Annotated in this window: 17 protein-coding genes; 8 read left to right on the forward strand and 9 right to left on the reverse strand. The window is 70.8% G+C overall.

The genetic code is table 11. The features are described 5' to 3' along the window. The first annotated feature begins 87 nt into the window (after nt 1-87). Both mmsA and mmsB read left to right on the forward strand, forming a co-directional pair. Nucleotides 88-1,623: a multiple monosaccharide ABC transporter ATP-binding protein gene (mmsA, locus tag ACN28G_RS13715; RefSeq protein WP_091439664.1), complete on the forward strand. Its 1,536-nt coding sequence runs from the start codon at nt 88-90 to the stop codon at nt 1,621-1,623. Further along, on the forward strand, nt 1,623-2,855 hold the full coding sequence (mmsB, locus tag ACN28G_RS13720) for a multiple monosaccharide ABC transporter permease (RefSeq protein WP_421479285.1): 1,233 nt from the start codon (nt 1,623-1,625) through the stop codon (nt 2,853-2,855). The genes mmsA and mmsB overlap by 1 nt, the downstream gene beginning before the upstream one ends. Before the next feature lie 66 nt (nt 2,856-2,921). Here mmsB and ACN28G_RS13725 read toward each other — a convergent pair whose 3' ends face one another. From ACN28G_RS13725 to ACN28G_RS13745, 5 genes are all read right to left on the reverse strand, one after another. Further along, nucleotides 2,922-4,226: a hypothetical protein gene (locus ACN28G_RS13725; protein ID WP_421479286.1), complete on the reverse strand. Its 1,305-nt coding sequence runs from the start codon at nt 4,224-4,226 to the stop codon at nt 2,922-2,924. A 119-nt stretch (nt 4,227-4,345) separates the two neighbouring features. Beyond that, nucleotides 4,346-5,500 carry a serine hydrolase domain-containing protein gene (locus ACN28G_RS13730; protein WP_421479287.1) on the reverse strand — a complete coding sequence of 385 codons (1,155 nt, stop codon included), beginning with the start codon at nt 5,498-5,500 and terminating at the stop codon, nt 4,346-4,348. Nucleotides 5,501-5,503: 3 nt separating this feature from the next. After that, nucleotides 5,504-6,331: a carbohydrate ABC transporter permease gene (locus tag ACN28G_RS13735; RefSeq protein WP_091439680.1), complete on the reverse strand. Its 828-nt coding sequence runs from the start codon at nt 6,329-6,331 to the stop codon at nt 5,504-5,506. Next, nucleotides 6,328-7,287, reverse strand: a complete 960-nt coding sequence (locus ACN28G_RS13740) for a carbohydrate ABC transporter permease (protein ID WP_229688605.1) — start codon at nt 7,285-7,287, stop codon at nt 6,328-6,330. The genes ACN28G_RS13735 and ACN28G_RS13740 overlap by 4 nt, the downstream gene beginning before the upstream one ends. Continuing rightward, nucleotides 7,284-8,639 carry an ABC transporter substrate-binding protein gene (locus ACN28G_RS13745; protein ID WP_091439684.1) on the reverse strand — a complete coding sequence of 452 codons (1,356 nt, stop codon included), beginning with the start codon at nt 8,637-8,639 and terminating at the stop codon, nt 7,284-7,286. The genes ACN28G_RS13740 and ACN28G_RS13745 overlap by 4 nt, the downstream gene beginning before the upstream one ends. Before the next feature lie 267 nt (nt 8,640-8,906). Here ACN28G_RS13745 and ACN28G_RS13750 point away from each other — a divergent pair, with 267 nt between their 5' ends. After that, nucleotides 8,907-10,061: a LacI family DNA-binding transcriptional regulator gene (locus ACN28G_RS13750; RefSeq protein WP_091439689.1), complete on the forward strand. Its 1,155-nt coding sequence runs from the start codon at nt 8,907-8,909 to the stop codon at nt 10,059-10,061. 411 nt (nt 10,062-10,472) lie between these two features. After that, the gene (locus ACN28G_RS13755; protein WP_421479288.1) at nt 10,473-12,806 is read left to right on the forward strand and encodes a beta-L-arabinofuranosidase domain-containing protein; all 2,334 of its coding nucleotides are present in this window, start codon (nt 10,473-10,475) and stop codon (nt 12,804-12,806) included. A 126-nt stretch (nt 12,807-12,932) separates the two neighbouring features. Here the strand turns inward: ACN28G_RS13755 and ACN28G_RS13760 are convergent, their stop codons facing one another. Then, the gene (locus ACN28G_RS13760; RefSeq protein ID WP_091439697.1) at nt 12,933-14,237 is read right to left on the reverse strand and encodes a PHB depolymerase family esterase; all 1,305 of its coding nucleotides are present in this window, start codon (nt 14,235-14,237) and stop codon (nt 12,933-12,935) included. A gap of 83 nt (nt 14,238-14,320) precedes the next feature. Beyond that, entirely contained in the window at nt 14,321-15,709 is a 1,389-nt protein-coding gene (locus tag ACN28G_RS13765; protein ID WP_091446624.1) for an endo-1,4-beta-xylanase, read from the reverse strand. Nucleotides 15,710-15,995: 286 nt separating this feature from the next. Here ACN28G_RS13765 and ACN28G_RS13770 point away from each other — a divergent pair, with 286 nt between their 5' ends. From ACN28G_RS13770 to ACN28G_RS13785, 4 genes are all read left to right on the forward strand, one after another. Beyond that, complete coding sequence (locus ACN28G_RS13770; RefSeq protein WP_091439701.1) at nt 15,996-16,610, forward strand: phosphatase PAP2 family protein; 615 nt, start codon at nt 15,996-15,998, stop codon at nt 16,608-16,610. Between the two features lie 195 nt (nt 16,611-16,805). After that, nucleotides 16,806-17,741 (forward strand): CDP-alcohol phosphatidyltransferase family protein, encoded by a 936-nt coding sequence (locus ACN28G_RS13775; protein ID WP_091439704.1) that lies wholly within the window; start codon nt 16,806-16,808, stop codon nt 17,739-17,741. Between the two features lie 38 nt (nt 17,742-17,779). After that, a complete protein-coding gene (locus tag ACN28G_RS13780) occupies nt 17,780-19,516 on the forward strand; it encodes a sulfatase (RefSeq protein WP_421479289.1) in 1,737 nt (578 codons plus the stop codon). Between the two features lie 43 nt (nt 19,517-19,559). Continuing rightward, the gene (locus ACN28G_RS13785) at nt 19,560-20,354 is read left to right on the forward strand and encodes an FkbM family methyltransferase (protein WP_421479290.1); all 795 of its coding nucleotides are present in this window, start codon (nt 19,560-19,562) and stop codon (nt 20,352-20,354) included. A 50-nt stretch (nt 20,355-20,404) separates the two neighbouring features. Here the strand turns inward: ACN28G_RS13785 and ACN28G_RS13790 are convergent, their stop codons facing one another. Further along, a complete protein-coding gene (locus tag ACN28G_RS13790) occupies nt 20,405-21,526 on the reverse strand; it encodes an ABC transporter ATP-binding protein (protein WP_421479291.1) in 1,122 nt (373 codons plus the stop codon). Next, on the reverse strand, nt 21,523-22,368 hold the full coding sequence (locus tag ACN28G_RS13795; protein ID WP_421479292.1) for an ABC transporter permease: 846 nt from the start codon (nt 22,366-22,368) through the stop codon (nt 21,523-21,525). The genes ACN28G_RS13790 and ACN28G_RS13795 overlap by 4 nt, the downstream gene beginning before the upstream one ends. Nucleotides 22,369-22,371 lie beyond the last annotated feature (3 nt).

Genomic DNA, 22,371 nt, shown 5'->3' on the forward strand with positions numbered 1-22,371 from the left:
AGCGACAACACCCGCCCGGCGTCGCACCCGGCACCACCCGACCGTGCCAGCGACCCCGATCCGACCAGCAACGACCAGGAGGATGACGTGGCAGACCACATCCTCGAGATGCGGCGCATCACCAAGACCTTTCCCGGAGTGGCGGCACTCCAGGACGTCTCCCTCGCCGTCCGGCGGGGCGAGATCCACGCCATCTGCGGGGAGAACGGCGCGGGCAAGTCCACCCTGATGAAGGTGCTCTCCGGCGTCCATCCGGCCGGCAGCTACGACGGCGAGATCGTCTTCGCCGGCGAGCCGGTGCGGTTCCAGGGCATCCGCGACAGCGAGGCCCACGGCATCGTCATCATCCACCAGGAGTTGGCCCTGGTGCCGCACCTGTCGATCGCGGAGAACATCTTCCTCGGCAACGAGCGGCGGGGCCCCGGCGGCCTCATCGACTGGAACCGGGCCAACGCCGACGCCGCGAAGCTGCTGGCCTCCGTCGGCCTGCAGGAGAACCCGGTCACCCCGATCATCTCGCTCGGTGTAGGCAAGCAGCAGCTCGTGGAGATCGCCAAGGCACTGTCCAAGAAGGTGCGGCTGCTCATCCTCGACGAGCCCACCGCCGCCCTCAACGACGTCGACTCGGCGCACCTGCTCGATCTGCTGCGTCGGCTCCGCGACGAGGGCATCACCTGCATCATGATCTCGCACAAGCTCAACGAGATCACCGCCGTCGCCGACTCGATCACGGTGATCCGCGACGGCCAGACCGTCGAACGGCTCGACGTGACCGCCGGCGAGGTGACCCAGGAACAGATCATCCGCGGCATGGTGGGTCGCGACCTGCACAGCTTCTACCCCGAGCGGGTGTCCTCGCCGGGTGAGGAGGTGCTACGCGTCGAGGACTGGACGGTGCACCACCCCACCCAGGACCGCCGGGTGGTCGACGGGGCCAACCTGACCGTGCGGGCCGGCGAGATCGTCGGCATCGCCGGGCTGATGGGCGCCGGGCGTACCGAGCTGGCGATGAGCATCTTCGGCCGCTCGTACGGGCGTGACATCTCCGGTCGGCTCTTCCTGCGCGGCAGACCGATCAGGGCCCGCAGCGTCGCGGAGGCGATCCGCAACGGCATCGCCTACGCCACCGAGGACCGCAAACGGTACGGGCTCAACCTGATCGAGGACATCCGCCGCAACGTCTCGGCGGCGGCCCTGGGCAAGCTCGCCCGCCTCGGTTGGGTCAACGACAACGAGGAGATCCGGGTAGCCGAGTCCAGTCGCCGTGACCTGAACATCAAGGCACCCAGTGTGATGGCCGTGGTCGGCAAGCTCTCCGGCGGCAACCAGCAGAAGGTCGTCCTGTCGAAGTGGCTGTTCACCGACCCGGAGGTGCTGATCCTGGACGAGCCGACCCGGGGCATCGACGTCGGGGCGAAGTTCGAGATCTACACGATCATCAACCGGCTCGTCGCCGACGGCAGAGCGGTCATCATGATCTCCTCCGAACTGCCCGAGCTGCTCGGCATGTGCGACCGGATCTACACCCTGGCGGCCGGTCGGATCAACGGTGAGCTGCCGGTGGGCGAGGCCACCCAGGAGAAACTCATGCAGCTCATGGCAAAGGACAGGGACCTGGTCTGATGAAGCGCACCAACAACGAGGCGGCCGAGAGTTCCCCCTCCATCGCCCTGCACACCGGCATCGCCGATCCGCGTACGCTGATCATGCGCAACCTGCGGCAGAGCGGCATCTACGTCGCCCTGGCCGTCATCGTCGCCCTCTTCGCGGTGCTGACCGGGGGCACGCTGCTGAGCCCCGGCAACATCACCAACATCGTCCTGCAGTACTCCTACATCCTCGTGCTCGCGATCGGCATGGTCATCGTGATCATCGGCGGGCACATCGACCTGTCGGTGGGCTCGGTGGTGGCGCTGACCGGCGCGGTCTCGGCCGTCCTGGTCATCCGGCAGGGGCAACCCTGGTGGGTCGGGGTGTTGGCCGCCCTAGCCGTCGGCCTGGCGGTCGGCGCCTGGCACGGCTTCTGGGTGGCCTATGCCGGCATCCCGGCCTTCATCGTGACCCTGGCCGGCATGCTGCTGTTCCGGGGTCTCACCCTGCAGGTGCTGGACAACATCTCGCTGTCGCCGTTCCCGGCCGAGTACCAGCGCATCGCGGCGGGTTTCCTCAACGGACTGGTCGGTGGCGACGGCTACGACGCCTTCACCCTGCTCATCGGCGCCCTGGCGGTGGCCGGGTACGCGGTCAGCGGATTCCGTACCCGGGTGGCCCGGATCCGGTACCAGCAGCCGGTGGAGTCGTTCCCGCTCTTCGTCGCCCGGGTGCTGCTGGTCGGCGCGGTCATCATGTACTTCGCCTGGCAGCTGGCCCACGCCCGGGGCCTGCCGATCGTCCTGATCATCCTCGCCTTCCTGGTGCTGGTCTACGGGCTGCTCACCCGGCGGACCATCTTCGGCCGCCAGGTCTACGCGATCGGCGGCAACCTGTCGGCGGCGATGTTGTCCGGCGTGAAGGTGCGTACGGTCAACTTCTGGATCTTCGTCAACATGGGGTTCCTGTCGGCGGTGGCCGGGGTGATCTACTCCTCCCGGTCCAACGGCGCGCAGCCCGCCGCCGGCAACATGTTCGAGCTGGACGCGATCGCCGCGGCGTTCATCGGCGGGGCAGCCGTCACCGGCGGGGTCGGCACCGTCGTCGGGGCCATGGTCGGTGGTCTGATCATGGCGGTGATGAGCAACGGCATGCAGCTGATGGGCGTGGACCAGTCCATCCAGTCCGCGGTCAAGGGGCTGGTGCTGCTGGTCGCGGTGGCCTTCGACGTCTACAACAAGCGTCGGGCCGGCACGTCGCGCTGACCTGCCCCCACGAACGACGAACCGCCGCCGGCCAGGACAGCCGGCGGCGGTTCGTCGTGCTCCGTACTATCCGCGCTGGGCCAGCAGCCACCGCAGGATGCCGCGGTCGGCGTACGTCGGCCCGTAGGCGGCGTGGTAGTCCGGCAGGGTGAACGCCTCGTTGCCGTACTCGGTGTAGCGCAGCAGCGTGTCGATCTGCGCCGGCGTCCGGCCCTCGGCCGCGTGTGCCTCGCGCAGGGCCGTACGGGAGTTGCGGGCCAGCGAGATGTTCAGCAGGTGGTCGTTGACGCCGTGGGTGATCCAGATCGGGATGCCGGCGGCGGCGATGGCCGTGGCCTGCGTGGGGCTGACCTGGAATCCACCGGTGACCAGGCCGCCGGCGAAGAGGTCCGGGCGCTTGGCGAACGCCTCCCAGAGCAGCTGCGAGCCGTAGGAGACGGTGGTCGCGTAGACGCGCCTGGTGTCGACCCGGTGCTCGGTGACGAACTGGTCGATCAGCTTGACCAGCAGGTCGGCCTCGGCGGGCGCGCCGACCCGCTGGTGCTGCGGGGCCAGCACGATGACGTCCTCGTCGCTGCCGGTCCAGCTGCGCTGCAGCCACGCGGTGGCGGGGATGTCCGCCGCGAGCTGCACGCCGGTGTTCTCACCGTCGAAGCCCATGCCGTGTCCGGGCAGGACGACCATGAGCGGGTACGTCCGGCCGGGCTGGTAGTTCTTCGGCAGGTGGTAGTGGTAGGGCAGCACCATCCCGCCGCTGAGGAACGAGGCGTACCGGAAGTCGTCGACCAGCCGGTCGACCGGTTCCTCGGTCATCGCCCGGACCCGGTTGGGCGTCCCGGGCGCCAGCACCGGCCGGTTGCCGCCGTCGGTGGCCAGCCCGTGCACCGGCTTGCGCTGCACCAGGGTGGTCGGCTGGTCCGGGTTGACCTTGACGGTGCAGAGGAAGGTCGGGCACTTGGAGACCTGTACGGTCCAGCCACCGGTGTCGGCCGGATCGAGCTCGACGATGACGTACCGGCCGGTGACCGACCGCTGGTCGGCCCGGGGGTGCGGCCGGTTGTTGGTGTAGACGTGGGTGATGGTCCGGTCGGCCATCTTGGACAGGTCCTCGACGGGATCGAACCGGAAGTTGTAGGTGGTGTCGGCGACGGTGAACGTGCGCGCGTCCAGGCCGACGGGGTCGACGGTGCCGGCGTACTCGACGGCCACCGCGGACACCTTCTGCCCGTAGGTGTAGACGGTGGTGATGGGGGTGATGCTCTGGATCCCGGTGGCGGTGCCGCTGCCACCGTTGTTGGCGTACGCGGCACCGGCGGTGGTGAGCACCACCGCCGCGGCGAGCAGCGCGACCAACTTCTTCCGAAGAGCCATGCGCCCTTCCTTCCTGGCTGGCAAGTAGACGCTAAATTGATTTAGCCGAGATTCACTAGGCCGGAGCATGCGGGCCGCGGTCACGGAAGTCAAGAAACCTGCCGGAAACACCGGCCGGGTCAGCGGTCCAGGCAGGAGCGCAGGGCCGCGGTGAGCCGGTTGGCCCGGTCGTCGGCGGCCCCACCCATCTGGTTCAGCACGTACCCGAACCCGACCTGGTACGTGTCGTCGCCGAAGGCCAGGTGTCCCCCGGCGCCGTCGTGGCCGAAACTGCGGTCACCCAGCAACGGGCGCGCCGGCGGGGAGTCCAGCAGGAACCCGGTCCCCCAGCGCTGCCCGGTGTCGGGCGGGCCGTACCGCTGCTGTCCCCGGACCCGCACCATGGTGGCGTCGGTGACGGAGGCGGGGTCGAGCAGCCGGGGACCGGCCACCTCGGAGACACAGCCGGCGTAGAGCCGGGCCAGCCCGTCGGCCGTACTGAGCGCACCGGCGCCCGGGATGCCGGCCGCCTGGATCGTCGGGTCGTTGAAGCTGACCAGGCCGGCGTCGTCGGCGGGGAAGGCGAAGGCGCCACCCATGGTCAGCGCCCGTCGGGCGACCGGGTCGGGGTCGGCGGCCGGTTCCGCCGGCGGCGGCAGAGTCCAGGCGACCGGATCGGCCCGCGCCCCGGCCGACCCGAGCCAGGTACGCAGGCCGAGCGGGCCGGCGACGGCGTCGCGGAAGAACTCCCCCGGCAGCTGACCGGTGACCCGGTGGACGACCTCACCGACCAACCACCCGTACGTCATCGGGTGGTAGCTGTGCGCGGTACCCGGTGGCCACAGCGGTGCCTGCTCCTCGATCGCCCGTACCACCGTCGGGAAGTCGAGCACCTCGTCGAGGCTCAGGTCCCGGTCGAGGGCGGGCAGCCCCACCTGGTGGGTGAGCAGCCACCGCACCGGGACGCCGTCCTTGCCGCGCTGGCCGAACTCGGGCCAGTAGCGGGTCACCGGCGCGTCGAGGTCCAGCTGTCCCCGCTGCACCAGCAGGTAGGCGCAGACCGCGAGGATGCCCTTGGTGCAGGAGAAGACCACCGCCGGGGTGTGCGCGGTCCAGGGGCGCCGCGACCGGGGGTCGGCCAGCCCGCCGTACAGGTCGACGACCTTGCGACCCCGCAGGTAGACGCAGACCGCGGCACCGACCTCCCCCCGGCTGGCGAAGTTGTCGCGGAACACGTCGGCGACCGGGCCGAACCGTTCGTCGGCGACCCCGTGGATCGCTGGCTGGGTGGGCACGCACTATCCCTTCACTGACCCCTGGATCAGGGCCTTGATGAACTGACGCTGGAAGATCAGGAAGACGATGAGGGTGGGGGTGAGGATGAGCAGCGAGCCGGCGCAGAGCAGCACCAGGTCGGTGCCCCACTGCCCCTGGAACGCACCGAGCGCGCCGGCCATGGTGCGCTTGGTCGGGTCGTCGACCAGCACGATGGCGATCAGGAACTGGTTCCAGGTCCAGAGGAACAGCAGGATGGTCAGCGAGGCGATGGCCGGCCGGGCCAGCGGCACCTGGACGCGCCAGAACACCTGCCAGGTGTTGCCGCCGTCGACCCGGGCCGCCTCGGACAGCTCCTTGGGCACGTTGATGAAGTGGGCCCGCATCCAGTAGACGGCGAACGGCATGTAGAGGCCGATCAGCGGCAGGATGATCGCCCACCGGGTGTTGAGCAGGCCGAGGTCGCGCATCTGGTAGTACAGCGGGGTGACCACCGCCTCGAAGGGCAGGGTCAGGCCGAGCAGCAGCAACGCGAAGGCGATCCGGCCGCCGGGCACCCCGAGCTGACCGAGGCCGAAGCCGGCCATCGTGGCGATGAGCACCCCGACCGGCACCACCCCGGCCACGATCAGCAGGCTGGAACGGAGCAGGGCGCCCATGTTGGCGGCGGTGAACGCGTCGACGAAGTTGCCCCACTGCGGGTCGGACGGCCAGGCGAGTCCGGTGGGGACGGTGCCCCGGGGTTGCAGCGCGGCCGAGAGCATGCTGAGGAACGGCAGCAGCGTGACGACGACCAGCGCGATCAGGAAGATCCGACCGGTCAGCCGTTCACCACGGGTGGTGAGGTTCATGCCTTGTCCTCCCGAGTCAGCCGCTGGATCGGCAGCACGCAGAGCAGCACCAACGCCATCAGGACCACGGCGAGGGCCGAGGCGAGCCCGACCTGACGCTGGGAGAAGGCGAGCCGGTAGATCTCCAGGCCGGGCACGGTGGTCTGCAGGCCGGGGCCACCGCTGGTGGCGATGTAGACGATGTCGAAGCTGGCCAGGGCGGCGATGATGGTGACGGTGAGGCAGACCCCGATCTCCTGGCGCAGGCTGGGCAGGGTCACCGCGAAGAACTCGCGGACCGGTCCGGCGCCGTCGATGCGAGCCGCCTCGTACAGCGAGGGGTCGATCTTGCTCATGCCGGTCACCAGCAGGATCGTGCAGAGGCCGAGGCTGACCCAGGCGCCGATCACGCCCACCGCCGGCAACGCCGTACCGAACTCGCCGAGCCAGGCCCGGGTGACCGAGTCCAGGCCGACCGCCCGCAGCACCTGGTTGACCAGACCGTTCGTGGAGAACAGCCAGCTCCACGCGATGCCGGCGGCGACCAGCGGGATCACCTGCGGCAGGAAGAGCACGGTCCGTACCCCGGTGCCGAACGCGCCGGTGGTGATCCGGCGGACCAGGCTGGCCACCAGCAGGCCGAGCGTGACCGGGATCAGGCTGAAGAAGATGATCAGGATGAACGCGTTCGAAATGATCTTCAGCAGGTCGCGGTCGGTGAAGACGGTGAGGTAGTTGTCCAGGCCGGCCCAGCGGGCCGCGCCGATGCCGTTCCAGTGGTACAGCGAGTACTGCATGGTCAGCAGCAACGGGCGCAGGACGAACAACCCGTACATGAACAGGGCGGGCAGCACCCACAGCCAGCCGGCCCACCGCATCGGGCGACGCCGTCGGGCCGGGGTGACCCGCCGGGCGCCCCCGGCGGACCGGGGCGGGGTGCCCGGTCCGGCGGGGGCGCTGCCGACGGCAGAGGTCACCGGGACAGTTCCTTCTCGTACTCGGCCTGGACCGCCTTGACGTACCCCTCGGGGTTCTGCTGGCCGGCGATCAGCTTCTGCATCTCCGGGGTGATGGCCGCGGCGAAGATCCCGCCGGTGGCGTTGGCGGTGAAGTCCACCGCGCCGTTCTCGGCGCCGAGCTGCTGCGAGGCCTTGAGGGTCTCGGCCAGCACGGTGCCCTCCTCGACGGCGGGCAGGGGCAGGTCGCTGGGGCCGCCCGGGTGCGAGCCGCCGACCTTGACCGAGATCTCCCGGGCCTTGTCGTTGGTGTGCAGCCAGTTGAGGAAGAACGCGGCGGCGTCCGGGTTCTTGGCCTTGGCGCCGATGCCGAAGGTGTTCGGCGCGGACATCGCCACGTGCTTACCGCCGGCGCTCTCGGCGGGGAAGAGGAAGAAGCCCACGTTGCCGGTCATGCTCTGGTCGAGGTTGCCCGACTCCCAGTCGCCGTTGAACATGAACAGCCCGTTGCCCTTCTGGAACTCGCCGACCATGGTGGCGTAGTCCAGGGCGTTGGCGTCCTTGGTGAAGTACCCGGCCTGCGCCCACTTCTGGATGCTCTGGGTCGCCTTCAGCGCGGCGGGGGTGTCGAAGGTGGCACCCGGCTTCTGGAAGATCCAGTCCGCCACCTGCGCCGGGTCGCCGAACTGGTTCTGCAGCGCCTGGTGCGGGAAGTTGATGCCGGCGGTGTTCTTGTTGAACTGCACGATCGGCTGGACCCCCGCCGACTTGGCCTTGGCCAGCAGGTCCTCGAACTCGGCGATGGTGGCCGGCGGCTGGGTCATGCCCACCTGCTCGGCCAGTTTCCTGTTGTAGAAGACGCCGGTCACGCTGTAGCCCAGGCCCATCCCGTACAGCGAACCGGAGCCGCGCAGCGCACCGCCGTCGGCCAGCCGCGACTGCACCAGCTGCGAGGCCGGGAAACGGTCCCAGTCGTACGCCTCGAAGTACGGGTCGAGGTTCTTCAGCAGCCCGTCCTTGACCAGGTCGACCATGGTGGGCAGCCGGATGATGTCGGGCGAGTTGTCCGAGGCGAGCACCCGTGGCGCGTTCTCGGTGATCACCGTGAACTGGTCCTCGCGGATGTTGAACGTGACGTTCGGATGCTGCTTGGTGAACTCGTCGGCCAGCGCCTTGGCCAGCGGGAACCCGGTCTCGGCGTACAGCTCGAGGGTGATCGGGTCGCTGCCCAGCTCGGTGCTGACCGGCTGGTTGGTGTCGGTCGTCGGCTGCTCCTCGCCGGGTGCGCCGCAGCCCGCCGCGACCAGGCCGACCGTCAGCAACGGGACGAGCAGCGCGCTGCGCCGGGAGAACTTCCGCGATGTTTCGGACACTTCGACCACTCCTTGACTCCTGCACGCGTCCACCGGGTGTTCTGGCGCGGGCCACCGCGTGGCGCAGAACCTCGTGGCTAAATTGATTTAGCAGAGCATGCTCAGTGACCTCCGGCACTGTCAAGGGCGACGTTGGCAACGAGTTCGCAACGACCGCTTAACACCGGGCGCACCAACCCCCGCCGGTACGCCCGCCCCGCGGGGCCGCATGATGATGGGCAGGCAGCATCCTGGTGTCGGGCAGACCGGCCACCGATCGGAGGAGTGATGGGCCGCAGCAGAGTGACCCTGGCCGACGTGGCCCGGCGGGCCGGCCTGTCCAAGACCGCCGCGTCGATGGTGCTCAACGGCCGGGAGGGCACCCGACTCTCCGCCGAGGCCCACCAACGCGTCTTCGCCGCCGCCGAGGAGCTCGGCTACCGGCCCAACATCGCCGCCCGCAGCCTGCGTACCCGCAAGACCGCCACCATCGCCTTCGTCTCCGACATCGTCGCCACCACCCGGTTCGCCGGTGAGCTGATCCGGGGCGCGGTGGACGCCGCCCGGGAACGGGACCACGTCCTGCTCATCACCGAGACCCAGGGTGACGCCACGTTCGAGCGGTACGCGATCGAGGCGATGCTCGACCGCCAGGTCGACGGGGTCATCTACGCCGCCATGGCCACCCGCCGGCTGAGCGTGCCACCGGCCATCCTGAACGGACCGGTGGTGCTGCTCAACGCCACCAGCACCGACGACCTGCCCCGTGTCCTGCCCGACGACGAGCAGGCCGGCCGGACCGCCGCCGGCACCCTGCTCGCCCACGGTCACCACGACCGGATCGCCATCATCGGGCGCCACCAGCTCAAGGAGGAGGACCCGGAGGTCTCGCTGGCCGCGACCGCCCGGCTCACCGGCATCCGGGACGCGCTCGGCGCCGCCGGGGTCCGACCCCTGACCGAGGTGGCCAGCGCCGAGTGGCAGCCCGAGCACGGTTACGCCGCCATGCGCACCCTGTTGCGCCGCTCCGTCCGACCGAGTGCGGTGATCTGCATGAACGACCGGCTCGCGTTCGGCGTCTACCAGGCGCTCGGCGAGGCGGGCCTGACGGTCCCCCACGACATCTCGGTCATCTCGTTCGACGACGACCCGATCGCCGCCTGGCTGCGCCCCGGGCTGTCCACGGTGGCCCTCCCGCACGAGCAGATGGGGCGTCGGGCGGTGGAACTCCTGCTCGACGGCGCCGACAACCGGCCGGTCATGGTGCCCATGCGGTTGCGGCGGCGGATGTCGGTCGCCCGCCTGGCACCCGGTCCCGAGGCGCCCCGGCCGAGACCCGGTGCCGAGCCCGCCGGACCACCGGCCACCGCGGACGACCCGACGGCGGTGGTCACGCCCGATCCACCGGGACCCGCTGGCCGTACCGCGGATCCGGTGGCCTGAGGCGGACCGGCCGCGACACCGCGGTCGGTCTGGTGCCGGACCTCCACGGCTCTCGGCATCGCGGTCGGTTTCGGGCGGTCGGTTTCGGCGTGACCCGGACAGCGCCCGGGTCACGCCGAAACGCGCGCCCCCGCGGATCGCACAGTCGTGACCCCGGACCTCACGACTCGACGGCATCCAGCCCCAAGTATGTTACCGATAACACGAACAGTGTCAATGCCCCGATCGGAACGATGCGGCCACCAGTCGGCCGAAAAGATCATTCGGTGGCACACCGTCCAAGTTTGATCTCCTCCCGCCCACCGCGGCCATTGCGGAATATTTGCATCCTTGGATTCAATGACATGCTGCCGTAACGTGACCGACACGATTGTTATCGCTCACAGTTGTGCCTTTCTCGTCGGAGGTGCCATGTCATCCCTACCTCTCAGCCGACGTCGCGTGCTGCAGGCCACCGGTGCGACCGTGCTGTTCTCGGCGACCGGGGCCACCCTGGTCGACCCGCGGTCGGCCAGCGCGGCGGTGCTGCCGCCGGCCCGGCCGGACCTGGGCGTCTCGGCGTACCCGTTCGACCTCGGGCAGGTACGGCTGACCGCCGGCCGCTGGCTGGACAACCAGAACCGGACCCTCAACTACCTGCGGTTCGTCGACGTCAACCGGCTGCTCTACGTCTTCCGCACCAACCACCGCCTCAGCACCAACGGCGCCCAGGCCACCGGCGGCTGGGAAGCACCCGGGCACTTCCTGCGCGGGCAGAGCCAGGGACACTTCCTCACCGCCTGGGCCCAGGCCTACGCCGTGCTCGGCGACACCACCTGCCGGGACAAGGCCAACCAGATGGTCACCGAACTGGCCAGGTGCCAGGCGAACAACGCCGCCGCCGGCTTCAACACCGGGTACCTGTCGGCCGCCCCCGAGTCCGACATCACCACCATCGAGAACGGCGGCAGCGCGGGCGTGCCGTACTACTGCCTGCACAAGACCCTGGCCGGGCTCCTGGACGTCTGGCGGTACATCGGCAACACCGAGGCCCGTGACGTGCTGCTGCGCTTCGCCGGCTGGGTCGACTGGCGTACCGGCCGGCTCAGCGCCAGCCAGATGCAGACCGTCCTGCGTACCGAGTTCGGCGGCATGAACGCGGTGCTGACCGACCTGTACCAGCAGACCGGTGACGCCCGCTGGCTGACCGTGGCCCAACGCTTCGACCACGCCGCCGTCTTCGACCCGCTGGCGGCCAACCGCGACCAGCTCAACGGGTTGCACGCCAACACCCAGGTCCCCAAGTGGGTGGGCGCGGCCCGCGAGTACAAGGCCACCGGGACCACCCGCTACCGGGACATCGCCACCAACGCCTGGAACATCACCACCGGCGCGCACACGTACGTCATCGGCGGCAACAGCCAGGCCGAGCACTTCCGCCCACCGAACGCCATCGCCGGGTACCTGGTGGCGGACACCTGCGAGTTCTGCAACACCTACAACATGCTCAAGCTGACCCGGGAGCTGTGGCTGATCGACCCGAGCCGGGCCGCCTACTTCGACTTCTACGAGCGCGCCCTGACCAACCACCTGATCGGGGCGCAGAACCCGGCCGACAACCACGGGCACATCTGCTACTTCACGCCGATGCGCCCCGGCGGCCGACGCGGCGAGGTCGGTCCGCTGGCCGGCGGCGGCAGCTTCAGCACCGACTACAACTCGTTCTGGTGCTGCCAGGGCACCGGCCTGGAGACCAACACGAAGCTGATGGACTCCATCTACTTCCACAACGGCACCACCCTGACGGTGAACCTCTTCGTGCCGTCGGTGCTGACCTGGGCCAGCCGTGGGATCACGGTCACCCAGACCACCAGCTACCCGGTCGGCGACACCACCACGCTCACCCTGGCCGGGACGATGAGCGGCTCGTGGAGCATCCGGGTCCGGATTCCGGGCTGGACCAGCGGCGCGAGCATCGCGGTCAACGGCACCACCCAGAACGTCGCCACCACCCCGGGCAGCTACGCCACCGTCACCCGCACCTGGGCGGCGGGTGACACCGTCACCGTACGCCTGCCGATGCGGGTCGTCATGCAGGCCGCGAACGACAACCCCGGCGTCGCCGCGGTCACCTACGGCCCGACGGTACTCAGCGGCAACTACGGCAACACCGCCCTGAACGCCCTGCCGGCGCTCTCGGTCGCCTCGATCACCCGGTCCAGCACCAACTCGTTGGCGTTCACCGCGACCGCGAACGGCGCCCAGGTCAACCTCGGCCCGTTCTCCGACGCCCACGGCCACAACTACACCGTCTACTGGAACACCGGCGGCAGCGACCCCGGTGGCACCACCCACCGGCTGGTCAACGCGGGCACCGGGCTGGTCCTCGGGATCCAGGACATGTCCACCGCCGACGGTGGCCTCGCCGTGCAGTGGGGCGACACCGGCACCGCCGACCACAACTGGGTGGTGGTGACCGACGGCAACGCGGTCCGGTTCCGCAACGTCAACAGCGGCAAGGTCCTGGGGGTGGAGAACATGTCCACCGCCGACAACGCCCGGGTGCTGCAGTGGGCGGACAACGGCACCGCCGACCACCGGTGGACCCTGCTGGACAACGGCGACGGCACCTACCGGATCCGCAACGTCAACAGCGGCAAGCTGCTCGGCATCCTCAACGGCTCCACCGCCTGGGGCGCGCAGGCCGTGCAGGACGCGGACAACGGCAGCGCGGACAACCGCTGGCGGCTGGTCCGCAACGGCTGACCGCAGCGGCCGGGCACCGCCCTCGGGTGGCGGTGCCCGACCGCGACGGGTACCACGCGCCGCGCTCCGGCGCCCGGGGCCGACAGTGGTCGGCCGGGTGCCGGAGCGCGGTCGTCGCGGTCCCGGTCAGCTGGCGGTGCAGGTCGGGGTCACCCCGGTGACGCTGCCGTTGCCCTGGAAACCGAACTCCGTCGACTGGCCGGCCCCGAGCCGACCGTTGTAGTCGACGTTGGTGAACCGCACCGTGCCCGAACTGCCACCGGCCACGGCGCTCCAGGTGTTGGTCACGCTGGTCCCGGCGGGCAGTGCGACGGTCACCGTCCAGCCGGTGGTGCCGGCCGCGCCGGCCGTCACCCGCACCGTGGCCACGAACCCACCGGTCCACGAGTTGACCGACATCGATGCCGAACAACCACCCGTACCGGGCGGCGGCGTGGTGGTCGGGCTCGGCGGTGGGGTGGTCGGGTTCGTCGGCGGTGGGGTGGTCGGGCTCGGTGGCGGGGTGGGGCTCGTGGTGTCCAGGCCGACGAACCGGATGGCCTGGGCGGCGTCGAAGGGGATGGAGTGGCCGTACCCCTGGAAGCTGATTGCCTCGACCGGCGCGGTGCCGCCGGTACCGCCGTATCGGGTCCGGGTGGCACTGGCCTGCGGGTAGTCGGTGTAGCTGGGGGTCTGGGACAGGCCGTGGACGTTGGTCCACTGCTTGATCTGCTCACCGAAGTTCACATAGCTCAGCGTGGTGTCCGTGGTGCCGTGCCAGATCTGGATCCGCGGGCGCCGGCCGGTGTAGCCCGGGTAGGCGTTGCGCACCAGGTCACCCCATTGCTGGGGGGTCTTCACGATACGTCCACCGGAGCACTCACTGTTCCACTCTGAGCCGTTGGTGGTGGCGAAGCAGCCCAGCGGCACACCGGAGGAGCTCACCCCGGCGGTGAAGACGTCCGGGTAGAGGCCGAGCATCACGTTGGCCATCATGGCCCCGGATGAGAAGCCCGCGAGGGTGATCCGTTCCGTGTCGACGGGGTAACGCTGCCGGACGTGGTCGACCATCGACTTCAGACCGACGGGGTCGCTGCCGCCACCCCGCCGCAGCGCCTGTGCCGAGGAGACGTCCCAGCACTTGCTGCTCCGGGTCACCGACGGGTAGACCACGATGAAGCCGTACCGGTCGGCCAGGGCGCTGAGGCCGAAGCCGGTGTGCACCGCCGGGCCGCTGCCGGTGCAGTAGTGCAGGGCGAGCAGCAGTCCCGGTCGGGCGGCGAGCCGGTCCGGCACGTAGAGGTGCATCTGCAGATTGGTGGGGTTGGTACCGAAGTTCGTCACCTGGGTCAGCGTCGCGGCCGAGGCCGGAGCGGGTGCGGTGACCACGGCCGTCGTCGTCGCCAGGACGGTCGCCAGGGCGACGGCCAGCAGGGTGATCCTCGTCCTCATCGTGCGGTTCCTCTCCTCAGCGGTACGGCCGACAGCGGTCCGGTCCCGGCCACTCGACAGTCCGGGGCCGGACCGCTGACCGGTCAGCTGGCGGTGCAGGTCGGGGTCACCCCGGTGGCGCTGCCGTTGCCCTGGAAACCGAACTCCGTCGACTGGCCGGCCCCGAGCTGGCCGTTGTACTCGACGTTGGTAAACCGCACCGTGCCCGAACTGCCACTGGCCGAGGCGCTCCAGGTGTTGGTGACGCTGGCGCCACCCGGCAGGGTGAGGCTCACCGTCCAGCCCCGGGTACCGCCCGAGCCGGCCGTCACCCGTACCGTCGCCACGAACCCACCGGTCCACGAGTTCAGCGACACCGTGGCCGAGCAACCACCGGTGCCGGGCGGCGGGGTCGTCGGGTTCGGTGGTGGGGTGGTCGGATTCGGCGGGGTCGTCGTCGGGTTCGGCGGCGGCGTGGTCGGGTTACCCTGGCCGGCGTTGAGCGCGTTCAGCACGGCGTCGTACGCGGGCTTCTTGTTGCCGTTGCAGTCGAACAACAGGGCGTTGTCGCTGCCGCGCCAGGAGTCGCAGTCCCGCACGCCCCACACGGTGATGCCGGTGCAGCGGGTGACCGCCATGCAGGCCCGGGTGACGGCGCCGAAGATGTTGGCCTGGTTGCCGCCCTGCATCACGTCCAGCTCGGTGATCTGCACGTCCACGCCGAGGTCGGCGAAGCGCTGCAGGTTGGCCTGGTAGTCGCTGGCCAGGCCCGTGCCCAGGTGGGACTGGAAGCCGACGCAGTCGATCGGCACGCCCCGGGCCTTGAAGTCACGCACCATGTTGTAGATGCCGGTGGACTTCGCGTTGATCCCGTCGGTGTTGTAGTCGTTGTAGCAGAGCTTCGCGCCCGGGTCGGCGGCCCGCGCGGCGCGGAACGCCGCCTCGATCCAGTCGTTGCCGGTGCGCTGCAGGTTCGAGTCACGCCGGCCACCGCTGCCGCCGTCGGCGAACGCCTCGTTCACCACGTCCCAGGAGTGGATCTGGCCCCGGAAGTGGGTGGCGACCTGGGTGACGTGGTTGATCGCGGCGTTGCGCAGGGCGCTGCCGGACATGCCCTGTGCCCAGCCGGGCTGCTGGGCGTGCCAGAGCAGGGCGTGGCCGCGGACGGTCATGCCGTTGGCGCGGGCGTGACTGACGATCCGGTCACCGCCGGTGTAGTTGAAGCGCCCCTGCTGGGGCTCGGTGGCGTCCCACTTCATCTCGTTCTCGGCCACCAGGCTGTTGAACTCGCGGTTGAGCACGTTCATGTAGGTGGTGTTGGAGAACTTGCCCGTCCCGACCGCGGCGCCGAAGTACCGACCCTTCTCGGCCGCCGCCGCTCGCAGGGTCGTCCCGGCGCTGGCGGACGGGGCCAGGGTCAGCGTCATGCCGACAGCCAGGACGCCGGCGGCGGCGAGGGTCACCGCCGTTCTCAGGCTTCTCGTTCGTGTCATGGTGGGTCCTTCTCGGTGTGGGGTGCCCAGCACGGAGCGGCCGGGTGACGCGGTGGTGGGGGTGCTGCCCGTGCGGAGTGGCAAGGTGCGGGTACGGGTGGAGCCGGGACCGGAAACGAGGCCGGACGCGTCGTCCCGCATGCCCTGGGGGGACGTCGTGATCCGAGGTGCGACCTGCAGGGCTCGCCCGGTGAGCCGTAGGCACTGTCGCCTCGTCCATCGACTGTGAACGATAACATCGTGTTCGTCAAGTCGTAACGAAGTCGTGCCGGTAAGATCCCAACGCATGCCCTCCGCGCCTGGTCACAGCGTCACGCCCCCTGCTCAGCGGCTCGCCCGGGCGGTCACCGAGGTCTTCGCCCCGGCGGTCCTCGCCGCGATCGTGCCGCTGGTCATCGCGGTGCACAGCGCGCCGACGTTCGCCGGTGGCGTCGGCTGGGGTCTGCTGGCCATGCTCTTCTGCTCCCTCGTCCCGTACGGCGTGATCTGGCTCGGGGTCCGACGCGGGCACCTCACCGACCACCACATCGGCCGGCGTGAGCAACGCCGCCGCCCGCTGGCGTACGGCCTCACCTCGGTGCTCGTCGGACTCGCCGTCCTGGTCCTGCTCGGCGCGCCCCGACCACTGGTCGCGATGGTGGTGGTGATGCTCGCCGTACTCCTGGTGGTCACCGCGATCAACCTGGTCTGGAAACTCAGCGCCCACGCGGCGGTGAGTGCCGCGTCGGCGACCGTCCTGGTCGTCGTGTTCGGCTGGGTGCTGCTGCCGGCCCTGGCCCCGGTGGTGGCCCTGGTCGGCTGGTCCCGGGTCAGGCTGCGCGACCACACGACCGGCCAGGTCGTGGCGGGCACGGTGGCGGGCGTGCTGGTCGCCGTACCCACGTTTCTCGCGCTCGCCTGAGTGCATCAAAGGCGCACCGCCCGGGTAGGGCACCCCCCTACGGAGCTGAGAAGACTCCCCTGTCCAGGGGTGCTGGTGGTCGGTCCCGGCGGAGTTTGCCGGGATTTTCCCGTTGACCCGCATCCAGAACGAACCGATCGGCCGTATTTCCCGTGTTGAGGGTGAGGGGTCGCAACGAAGAGTCACGGAGGCACGATGCACACGGTTCGTCAAGGTCCCGCGATCGGACTGGTCGTGCAGATTGCCCTGTTGGCACTGCTCACCGTGACCGTCGGCCTGAGCACCTGGGGATGGCTGGCGGGGCTGGCCTACGGGGTCGTCCTCTGTGCCCTGCTCAACCGGGGTATGGCCGGTGCGCGCGTGCGGGTGCTCAGTCCCGCCGACCGGGTGACGTTGGGCCGGGCGATCCTGGTCGGCGGAGTGACCGCCCTGGCGGTGCACTCCCTCGACCGGCCGGCACCGATCGTGCCGATGGTCGCCCTGACCGCCGTGGCGCTGGCGCTCGACGCGGTGGACGGGTACACCGCCCGACGGACCGGGACCAGCAGCGCGCTGGGTGCCCGGTTCGACATGGAGGTCGACTCCTTCCTGGTACTGGTGCTCTGCCTCGTGGTCGCGCCGTCGGCGGGTCCCTGGGTTCTCGTGATCGGCGCGATGCGCTACCTCTTCGTCGCGGCGAGCTGGGTACTGCCCTGGATGCGGGGTTCGTTGCCGCCGCGCTACTGGCGTAAGGTCGTCGCGGCGGCCCAGGGGGTGCTGTTGACGGTGGCCATGGCGCAGGTGCTGGGTTCGGTGTTGACGCTCGTGGTGCTGCTGGTGTCGCTGGGGCTGCTCGTCGAGTCGTTCGGCCGGGACGTCCGGTGGTTGTGGACGACCCGCCGGGTCCACCCCGCCGCCATCGGGGTCCAATCCGGGCCTGCCGAGCGCGCGGTGCGTCCGGGGCTGCCCGAGCGTGCGGAACTTCCCGCACACACCGCACGGCCCGAGCGCACCGGACGGCTCGAGCGGCCCGGGTACACCGGGCGTCCTGCCGCGGGGCGGGGCACCCTGGTGGCCGGCCCCAGGGGCGCGCGGGCAGCGCACGAACGTCCGGCCGGGGCCGCGGCCCGGGACCGGGTCGTGCGGGTCTGACGCGGCGCCACCACGATTCTCCGAAAGGGCGGGGCAGGTTGTCACTCTCGACGCGGGTACGTCGGCTGCCGGGCGACGGCGGGCGGGCGGCACCCGACGACGCGCGCCCGGACGAGGCAGCCGAGCCGACGGCGGCCCCGGCCGACGAGCACGACGCCGGGACCGCGGGCCGGCGCTCCCTGCCGGCGGCGGTGCTGACCGCCCTGGCCGGGTTGCTGGTGGTGCTCGTGCTCACCGCGCCGCACGACTACAGCCGGCTCACCCCGGCGGCCTTCGTCCGGCTGCCCCTGGAGGCGCTGCTGGTCGTCGCCGTGCTGCTCGCCCTGCCGCCGCGCCCGCGCCGGCTGGTCGCCGTGCTCGTCGGGGTGGCACTGGGGCTGCTGGGCATCCTGAAGCTGCTCGACCTGGGCTTCTCCGCGTCATGGAGCCGCGCGTTCAACCTGGCGTTGGACTGGACGCTCTTCGGCCCGGCCTTCGGTTACCTCACCGAGTCCTACGGCCGCCCCGCCGCGATCGGCATCGCGGTCGCGTTGGCGCTGCTGGCGATCGCGCTGCCGGTCCTGCTCGCGCTGGCGATGCTGCGGTTGACCCGCCTGGTGGTCCGGCACCACACCGGCACCACCCGGGCCGTCGCGACGCTGGTGGTGGTCTGGGTGGCGTGCGCCGCGTTCGGCGTGCAGGTGGCCCCGGGCGTGCCGGTCGCGGACACCTCCGCGACCACCCTGGCCAACGGCCACGCCTTTCAGATCCGGCAGAGCGCCGACGACCGGGAGAGCTTCTCCGCCGCGCTGGATGCCGACCCGTTCCGGGACACCCCCGGCGACCAGCTCCTGACCGCGTTGCGCGGCAAGGACGTGGTCTTCGCCTTCGTGGAGAGCTACGGCCGGGACGCGGTCGAGGACCCCGAGTTCGCCCCGCAGGTCGGCGCGCTCCTGGACACCGGCACCCGGGAGCTGGGCGCGGCCGGTTTCACCGCACGCAGCGGCTTCCTCACCTCGCCGACGATCGGCGGCGGCAGCTGGTTGGCCCACGCCACCCTGCTCTCCGGGCTCTGGATCGACAACCAGCAGCGGCACAGCACCCTGTTGACCACCGACCGGATGACCCTCGGGGACGCCTTCCGGCGGTCCGGCTGGCAGACCGTGGGGGTGATGCCCGCGGTCACCAAGGCGTGGCCGGAGGGGGCCTTCTACGGCTACGAGCGGTTCTACGACGCCAACAAGCTGGCCTACCGGGGCCCGAAGTTCAGCTTCGGCACGATGCCCGACCAGTACACGCTTGCCAGTTGGCGGCGGCTGGAGCAGGCCCGACCGGCTGGGCCGCCGGTGATGACGGAGCTGTCGCTGGTGTCCAGCCACTCCCCCTGGACGCCGGTGCCGCCGCTTGTCGACTGGGCCCACATCGACGCCGGCGGCGCGGTGTTCAAGGGCACCGCCGGGGACGGCAAGGGCGACGAGCGGCGTGGACTGGCCCGGATCCGGGCGGACTACCGGGAGTCCGTCGAGTACACGCTTGGCGCGCTCATCTCCTACGTCAAGACCTACGGCGACGACGACCTCGTCCTGGTCATCCTCGGTGACCACCAGCCCGCCCCGGTGGTCACCGGCGACAACCCCAGTCACGACGTACCGATCACGATCGTCGCCCGGGACCGGGCCGTCATGGACCGGATCTCCGGGTGGGATTGGCAGGATGGACTCAAGCCCGGCCCGCAGGCCCCGGTCTGGCGGATGGACGCCTTCCGGGACCGCTTCCTGACCGCCTTCGGCCCGTAGCCCGACCACCGACCACCCACCGCACGGATCGGAACACAGCAAGTTGACCGACACCTTCGCCGGCAGGATCGCGGCACTGAAGAACGATCCCGCCACGGCGCTGCTGAGCCGGTCGCTGGAGGTCTACTACGGCGACCGCGCGCGGGACGCCCGGATGGACGCCTTCTACTCCCGGTTCGTCGCCACCGGTGATCTCGTCTTCGACATCGGCTCACACGTGGGCGACCACATCGCCTGCTTCCGTCGCCTCGGTGCCCGGGTCGTGGCCCTGGAACCGCAGCCGTCCTGCCTGCGGGTGCTACGGACGCTCTACGCCGACGACGACCAGGTGACGCTTGTCGACGCCGCGTGCGGGGCGGCACCCGGCACCGCGCGGTTGCACGTCAACTCCGCCAACCCCACCGTGTCGACCGTCTCGGCCGGTTTCGTCCGGGCCGCCGAGGGCGCGGGCGGGTGGGCCGACGAGGTGTGGGACACCGAGATCGAGGTACCGGTCGTCACCGTCGACACCCTGATCGACCGGTACGGTGTGCCGACCTTCGCCAAGATCGACGTGGAGGGTTTCGAGGACCAGGTACTGGCCGGCCTGAGCCGTACGCTGCCCGCCCTCTCCTTCGAGTTCACCACGATCGCCCGCCCGGTCGCCCACCGGTGTCTGGACCGGTTGACGGAGCTGGGTGTGGACGGTTTCGACGTCGCGACGGGTGACGACAAGTCGTTGGTCCTCCAGCGTTGGGCGACGGCGCGGGAGATGGCCGCGTACCTGGACGCGTTGCCGCACGAGGCCAACTCCGGCGACGTGTACTGCGTGTCCCAGGGCGCATCCGGCCCCGCCTGACCCGGCCCCGCCGGCCGGTCGTAGCGGTCGGACGGTGGTGGCGGTCCCGGTCAGGTGCCCGGTGGCGCGGTGGCCGGATAGGCGTACGTGTCGGTCGCCTTGACCGCCGCCCACACCTGCTGGCCCGGGGCCAGGCGTAGGTGCGCGGCGGCTGCCGGGGTCAGGTCGGCGACGGCGGCGATCGGTCCGTCGAGCTGGACCCGCAGGTTGTCGCCGTGACGTTGGATCCCGACGACCGTGGCCGACCAGGTGTTACGCGGGCTGCCGTCGGGCCGGTGCGGGTGCAACGCGACCGCGGCGGGTCGGAACACCACGAACGCGTCGCCGTCGAGCCGGTCGACCGCGCTGAGCGCGAACGTCTCCCGCCCGGCGTCGCCGAGCTGGACGGTGTGGCCGTGGGCGTGGCCCCGGTAGAGGTTGAGTCCGACCAGGCGGGCGACGTAGTCGGTGCGGGGCCGGGCGGTGACGGTCGCGGCGTCGCCGGTCTGCACCACCTGGCCGTCTTCGACGATGACCAGCCGGTCGGCCAGCACGAGCGCGTCGAGCGGATCGTGGGTGACCAGCAGGGTGGCACCGGTGTGCGCGTGGAGATGCCTGTGCAGTTCGGCCCGGGTGTCGAGCCGGGTGCGGGCGTCGAGGGCGGCCAGCGGCTCGTCGAGCAGCAGCAACGTCGGTCGTACGGCCAGGGCGCGGGCCAACGCGACCCGCTGCGCCTGACCACCGGAGAGCTGGCGGGGTCGACGGTGGGCCTGCTCGGCCAGCCCGACCCGGGCGAGCCAACCGGCCGCCTGCTCGCGGGCGGTACGCCGGTCGGCACCGTGCCGGCGGGGACCGAAGGCGACGTTGTCCAGCGCGCTCAGGTGCGGAAAGAGCAGGTAGTCCTGGAACACCACGCCGATCGGGCGACGCTCCGGTGGGACGAACCGGCGCCGGTCGGGCCGGTCGAGGTCGACCCCGTCGAGGGTGACGTGTCCGCCGGCCAGCGGTTGCAGACCGGCCAGGGCCCGCAGTGCGGTGGTCTTGCCGGCGCCGTTGGGGCCGAGCAGCGCGACCACCTGCCCCGCGGCGATGCGCAGTCGTACGTCCAGGCGGAAGGTGCCCCGGTCCACCACGAGGTGCCCGTCCAGCAGGGCCGGACCGGTGCCGGTGCGGTCGGTGTCGAGGCCGGTCATCGGGTGGTGATCCAGCGGTCGCGCAGGCCGGCGAGGATGACGACGGAGACGGTCAACAGGATCAGGCTCAGCACGATCGCGGCGTCCAGGTCGGTCTCCAGCGCGAGGTACACCGCCAGGGGCATGGTCTGGGTGGTGCCGGGATAGTTGCCGGCGAAGGTGATCGTGGCGCCGAACTCGCCCAGGGCACGGGCCCAGCAGAGCAGCGCCCCGGCGGCGACACCCGGCGCCACCAACGGCAGGGTCACGTGGGTGAAGGTGGTCCAGCGGCCCGCGCCCAGGGTGGCGGCGGCCTCCTCGTAGCGGCTGTCGGCACCGCGCAGGGCACCCTCCACGGCGATGATCAGGAACGGCATCGCCACGAACGCCTCGGCGACGACCACACCGGCGGTGGTGAACGGCAGGGTGACCCCGAACGTGCTGTCCAGCCAGCCGCCGACCAGCCCCTGCCGGCCGAAGACGAGCAGCAACGCCACCCCGCCGACCACCGGCGGCAGCACGAGCGGGACGGTGACCAGGGCCCGGACCAGTCGCCGACCGCGAAACTCGACCCGGGCCAGCAACCAGGCAAGCGGGACCCCGAGGACCAGGCAGACCACCGTGGCGAGGGTGGCCGACTGCAACGACAGCCGCAACGCGGCCAGCACCTCCGGCTCGGCCAGCCGGCGCGGCAGCGTCGTCCACGGGGTCCGCAGCAGCAACCCCAGCAGCGGCAGCGTCAGGAACAGCAACCCCAGGCAGGCGGGGAGCAGCAACGCGACCGGCACCCGCTGGCGGCTGGCACGACGGCGCGACCTGGCACCCCCAGCGGGGACCGTCCCGGTGCCGTTCCCCATCGACATCAC

This window comes from Micromonospora sp. WMMA1923 (assembly GCF_049179195.1).
GTDB lineage: Bacteria > Actinomycetota > Actinomycetes > Mycobacteriales > Micromonosporaceae > Micromonospora > Micromonospora yangpuensis.